Source organism: Pseudobutyrivibrio sp. OR37 (genome assembly GCF_900113655.1).
GTDB lineage: Bacteria > Bacillota > Clostridia > Lachnospirales > Lachnospiraceae > Pseudobutyrivibrio.
Window position 1 is genome coordinate 22,501 of record NZ_FOQF01000035.1, and the last position, 6,000, is coordinate 28,500.

Below are 6,000 nucleotides of genomic sequence, written 5' to 3' on the forward strand. Positions count from 1 at the left end.
CGTCTAGGTGAATATATAATCGCTGAATAGACGTAGTCCCTCAAAGTGATATGCCGCATGCCTGCTTTTATTCCAACATATCCGCTCACATCAGCGTAAAACCACATCACCCAGCACAAAAAATTCATTCAACCTAATCAGAATAGGCATAGATACCGCTGTGGAGCAATTCCTCTGTTCACCTGGAAAAGCAAAAAAGTATATATACATAAATCTTCACACATCATATACCAAGTCCACCAATCATCCCAAATCAACTCCAACACAGTTAAGTGGATAGACAAAAAAGCAGGAAAAAACTTAACTTTAAACATCGCGCAAACCCAGTAAAATCAAGGCTTCCAGCCATCCAAAAATCCATTGGATATTCTCACCCGAACATCGCAAAAATAAGCTCATATTTCAGTAAAAACGAACATATCCTCTCGAAAATTTGTTTGCTATAATACTTGCCATATCATTAATGATGTCAGAATTACAAGCAAGGAATAAGTGTTATGGAAGAGTTATACACTGAATTTGCATACGACGATGCATTCAGGACCATGGCAGTGAAGTGTGATGATCTACTTCTGCCATTTTTGAATTACACCTTTGGTGAGCATTATGACAGTACGGCTTGTATTGTCAGAGGATGTAATGAACATTTGATAGATCGGGGCATGGAGGTAAATGAAAAACGAATTACTGATTCATTGGTGCAAGTGAGTATGAATGGAATCACCAAAAAATATCATACAGAGTGTGAATCATCTCCGGATGATGGAACCATACTGATTCGCATGTTTGAATACGATGCGCAAATAGCCCTGGAAGAAAGAACATTTGAAAATTACACATTAAATGTAAGGTTCCCTCACACATCAGTGCTCTTTTTACGCAGCCGTGGTAGGATGCCTGAAGAAATGACAGTCAATATATCAACACCAGGTGGCAGATGTTCATATCCGGTAAAGGTTGTATGTGTTAATAATTATAGCCTAGACGAAATATTTGAAAAAGAATTGTATTTTTTATTACCGTTTTATCTTTTTACGAAAGAAAAAGAATTACCGCAAATTGAGCTAGATAGTGCGCAGGCTGATGCTTTAATACAAGAGTATGAAGTCATGCTGACAAGGCTTGATAAATTGGTGGAAAACAATATCTTGTCAGCTTTTTCACGAGGTGTTATCATTAAATTAATCAAAGAAGTGAACGAGAAACTTACTAATAAATATGTAAATATTAATCGGAGAGTAGGTGATTATATGGGAGGCAGAGTACTCGATTTAGATATAATAAGAGCACATGATAGTGGAATAGCAGAAGGACGCCAGGAAGCCGCAGTTTCTAATATCAGAAACCTCATGAAAAACATGAAGCTTACAGCTGAGCAGGCTATGGAAGCGTTAGGAATTGATAAAAGCGAATTTAGTAAATATATGACAATGTTATAAATAAGCGATAAACAATGGCAGGGCAAAGCGCCCTGCCATTGTTTATTTTACCCCAAGGCATCTCTCGCAGATGCCTTTTTCTATAGAATAGGCATAGATACCGCTGTGGAGCTATTCCTCTGTTCAGCTGTAAAATCAAAAAAAGTATATATAAGGAACATAAATCTCAATTCAAAACCTTTTTAGGGAGAAAATGGCATAGATTCCGCTATTAAAGTATATATAGTGTGAACTTGTTCAAATATATACTATTTCAGCGCCTAAAAAGCTCAAAATCAGTTCAAAAAAGTATATATACATCGATCTTCACACATCATATACCAAGTCCGCCCATCATCCCAAATCAACTCCAACACAGTTAAGCGGATAGACAAAAAAGCAGGGAAAAACTTAACTTTAAATATCACGCAAGCCCAGTAAAATCAAGGCTTTCAGCCATCTAAAAATCCATTAGTTATTCTCACCCGAACATCGCAAAAATAAGCTCATATTTCAGTAAAAACGAACATATCTTCTCGAAAATTCGTTTGCTATAATCCTAACATCAAAGGGTACAGGAGGTAATATTGTGAAAACCCTACAGGAGTTAACATTGCTGGACAAGTTTCTATTCGATGAAGTCGTGGAGGATCGGGAAACTTACGAGGCGCTACTTAGAATCATTTTAGGAGAAGAGGAACTCAATCTTCTCACAGAAGCGGAGACAGAGAAGGAGTTTCGGACAGCCCCATGGCTGCGTTCCATCAGGGTGGATGTGTTCGCCATGGACGACGATTCCACAGTCTACAATACTGAAATGCAAAAGGAGTGGCGCGACGACCTAATTAAGCGCACAAGGTATTATCAGGCGCTAATTGATTCATCACTTTTAGCCCCAGGTGAAATCAATTTTAATACTATTAAAAACACTACAATCATCATGATTATGCCATTCGATCTGTTTGGAATGGGCAAATACATATACACATTCGAGGAAGTCTGCAGGGAGTATCCAGAGCTTACTCTTGGTGATGGCGCCAAGCGCATCTTTATCAACACACGAGGCCATAATACAGAGGATGTTTCACCAGAATTTGTTGCACTGATGAAATTCATTGAATATAATGAAGGTGAAGAGATTATTAATCAATCTTCACCGAATCTAGATAGGATAATGAATCGAGTTTCTCAGGTGAAGGCCAACGAGAAAGTGGGTGTAAAATATATGCAAAGATGGGAAGAGGAAGCAATCATTCGACATGAGGGCCGAGAAGAAGGGCGCGCGGAAGGACTTGTCGAAGGGCGCCAGGAAGCCGCAGTTTCTAACATCAGGAACCTCATGAAAAACATGAAGCTTACAGCAGAGCAGGCTATGGAAGCTTTAGGAATTGATAAAAGTGAATTCAGTAAATACATGACAATGTTATAAATAAGCGATTAACAATGGCAGGGCATGACGCCCTGCCATTGTTTATTTTACCCAAAGGCATCTCTTGCAGATGCCTTTTTCTATAGAATAGGCATAGATACCGCTGTGTAGCCCTTCCTCTGTTCACCTGTAAAATCAAAAAAAGTATATACAAGCAACATAAATCTCAAATCAAAACTTTTTTAGGGAGAAAATGGCATAGATTTCGCTATTAAGGTATATATAGTGTGAACTTGTTCATATATATACTTTTTCAGCGCCTAAAATGCTCAAAATCAGCTCAAAAAAGTATATATACAACAATCTTCACACAACATATACCAAGTTCATCATTAACACTTCAAAAACATGCCATTTTTGGTATATATACATCAATTTTCACACACTATATACCGAGTCAATCAAACCACCCAAAACCATCTCCTACTCCTACGTCCAATTAGTCCAATATCGGCGACTGAGACGTAGTCCCTCAAAGTGATATGCCGCATGCCCGCTATAATTCCACCATATCCGCTCACATCAGCGTAAAACCACATCACCCAAGCAAAAAATCCCATCATCCCAATTAAAATAGGCATAGCTACCGCTGTGGAGCCCTTCCTCTGTTCACCTGAAAAAGCAAAAAAGTAAATATACAGCAATCTTTCTGCAGATGTGATATAATAACTCCGATTAATTATATAGGAGCATTTTTCATGGATAAACCAATTATGAAAATTCAGCATTGGCAGAAGGTTGCTACTGTACTTGCGGTATATGATGTGTTTACAGTAGCACTGTCATATTTTCTTGCATTATGGCTACGTTTTGATTGCCAGTTCTCGCATATAGATGAACAATATTTGCACAAATATTATCAAATCATAATTCCATACACATTGTTTGTATTGGCAGTTTATTACTTCCTAGGGCTTTACAGAAGTATCTGGCGCTTCGCCAGCTTTTATGAGCTTAAGAAGCTAGTGATTGCTACAGCTATTACATTTATTTCTAATGTGGTGGTTGTCATTGCATTCATTTACAGAATGCCTATTTCTTATTTTGTGTTTGGAATAGCATTTCAGTTTTTCTTTGCTGTATCCATTAGATTTTCATACAGATTCATCTTGCTTCTCAGGGAGAACAGGGAGAACCATGGCACAGAAAATAACGTACTGCTTATCGGTGCAGGTTCTGCAGGGCGTATGATTCTCCGTGATGTCAATTTCGTCAACGGTGGTGCCAACGGCAACACAAAGGTTGTAGCCATCATCGATGACAACCCTAATAAATGGGGCAGATACATCGATGGCGTGGAGGTCATCGGCGGCAGGGACAAAATCCTTTTTGCTGTTGAAAAGTACGAAATCAAAGAGATTTACATCGCTATCGCAAACATCACTCCTAGTGATAAGCGAAACCTTATTAATATATGTAAGGAAACAAATTGCCGCATCAAGCAGCTTCCAAATATGTATGCTGAAAAGGCCGGCATTATCAGCGCGGGCAATCTTCAGAATATCACTATCGAGGATGTGCTTGGTCGTGATCCTATCAGCCTTCATCAGGAGGATGTGGCAGCGCAGATTAAGGGCAAGGTTGTGCTGGTAACAGGCGGTGGTGGTTCCATCGGTTCAGAGCTTTGCAGACAGATTGCTAAGTACGAGCCAAAGCAGCTTATTATTTTTGATGTTTATGAGAACAATGCTTACGATATTCAGCTTGAGCTTAAGCGCAGATATCCAGAGCTTGATTTGGTTACATTGATAGGTTCGGTGCGTGATGCCCGCAGAATCAATTCTGTTTTTGAAACCTACAGACCTAACATTTGTTATCACGCAGCAGCACACAAGCATGTGCCTCTTATGGAGGACAGCCCTTGCGAAGCAATCAAGAATAATGCAGTAGGAACATACAAGACAGCCTATGCTGCCATGAAATACGGCTGCGATAGATTCGTTCTTATCAGTACTGACAAGGCTGTTAATCCTACTAACGTAATGGGCGCAACAAAGCGAATCTGTGAGATGATCATCCAGACCTTCGATAACATGGTGCGCAACAATCAGGAGGACAAGCTTCCAGTGCTTATCACACATCAGCTTGATATTGATATGGAAGATGCTGATAAAGTGGCAGCTGGCAGTGGACATACAGAATACGTTGCGGTACGTTTTGGTAACGTGCTTGGTTCTAACGGTTCGGTAGTGCCTTTGTTCAAAAAGCAGATTGCAGAGGGCGGTCCAGTTACTCTTACACACCGTGACATCATCCGCTACTTTATGACTATCCCAGAGGCAGTCAGCCTTGTGCTTAAGGCAGGGGCCAACGCCAGCGGCGGAGAAATATTCGTGTTAGATATGGGAGAGCCAGTCAAGATTCTTGACCTTGCCCGCAACATGATAGAGCTTGCAGGCCTTCGCCCAGATATAGATATTGAAATCAAGGAAATCGGCCTTCGCCCAGGCGAAAAGCTTTACGAAGAAAAGCTTATGAGCGAGGAGGGATTGAAGGAAACAGAGAATCACTTGATTCACGTGGCAGAGCCTATCAAGTTTGATTCAGATATGTTCATTAACAACCTACGTGCTCTCATGGCACTTGCTTACAGCAACGAGGGCCCAGAGGTGGTACAGAAGATTCGTGAAACTGTACCAACATTCAGAGGATAAATGTGGTAGAATATACCAGATAAGCATATTAGTTTTTAAGGAGTATAAAATGAATTGCGAATTATTTAAAGACAAAACACTTATGATTACAGGTGGTACAGGCTCATTCGGAAGCACTGTACTTAAGCATTTCTTAGATTCAGATTTAAAGGAAATCCGAATTTTCTCACGTGATGAGAAGAAGCAGGATGATATGAGACATCAGCTTCAGGCTGAGCATCCAGACCTTGCAGGTAAGGTTAAATTTTACATTGGCGATGTTCGTAACATGCGTTCAGTTCAGGATGCTATGCCAGGCGTAGATTTCATCTTCCACGCAGCAGCACTTAAGCAGGTGCCTTCATGCGAATTCTTCCCAATGGAAGCTGTTCGTACAAATGTAGAAGGTACTGACAACGTTCTTCACGCAGCAGTTGAGGCAGGCGTTCAGCGTGTTGTTTGTCTTTCAACAGACAAGGCTGCTTACCCTATTAATGCTATGGGTATATCAAAGGCTATG

4 protein-coding genes are annotated in these 6,000 nt (G+C 40.2%); all 4 read left to right on the forward strand.

Annotation, left to right across the window (positions count from 1 at the left end; translation table 11 throughout):
- The first annotated feature begins 497 nt into the window (after positions 1 to 497).
- Positions 498 to 1,439, forward strand: coding sequence for a hypothetical protein (locus tag BM097_RS13820; protein ID WP_090551415.1), 942 nt, complete (start codon positions 498 to 500; stop codon positions 1,437 to 1,439).
- Between the two features lie 568 nt (positions 1,440 to 2,007).
- Positions 2,008 to 2,847 (forward strand): Rpn family recombination-promoting nuclease/putative transposase, encoded by an 840-nt coding sequence (locus BM097_RS13825; protein ID WP_177197475.1) that lies wholly within the window; start codon positions 2,008 to 2,010, stop codon positions 2,845 to 2,847.
- A gap of 698 nt (positions 2,848 to 3,545) precedes the next feature.
- Complete coding sequence (locus BM097_RS13835; RefSeq protein WP_090551426.1) at positions 3,546 to 5,501, forward strand: nucleoside-diphosphate sugar epimerase/dehydratase; 1,956 nt, start codon at positions 3,546 to 3,548, stop codon at positions 5,499 to 5,501.
- Between the two features lie 49 nt (positions 5,502 to 5,550).
- Positions 5,551 to 6,000, forward strand: a 450-nt coding sequence (locus tag BM097_RS13840) for a polysaccharide biosynthesis protein (RefSeq protein WP_143084999.1), incomplete at its 3' end; no start/stop codon positions are given.

What these genes read in the sequence shown, in the direction of transcription:
- BM097_RS13835 (WP_090551426.1), top strand. Translation starts at nt 3,546, where the DNA reads ATGGATAAACCAATTATGAAAATTCAGCATTGGCAGAAGGTTGCTACT.
- BM097_RS13820 (WP_090551415.1), top strand. Translation starts at nt 498, where the DNA reads ATGGAAGAGTTATACACTGAATTTGCATACGACGATGCATTCAGGACC.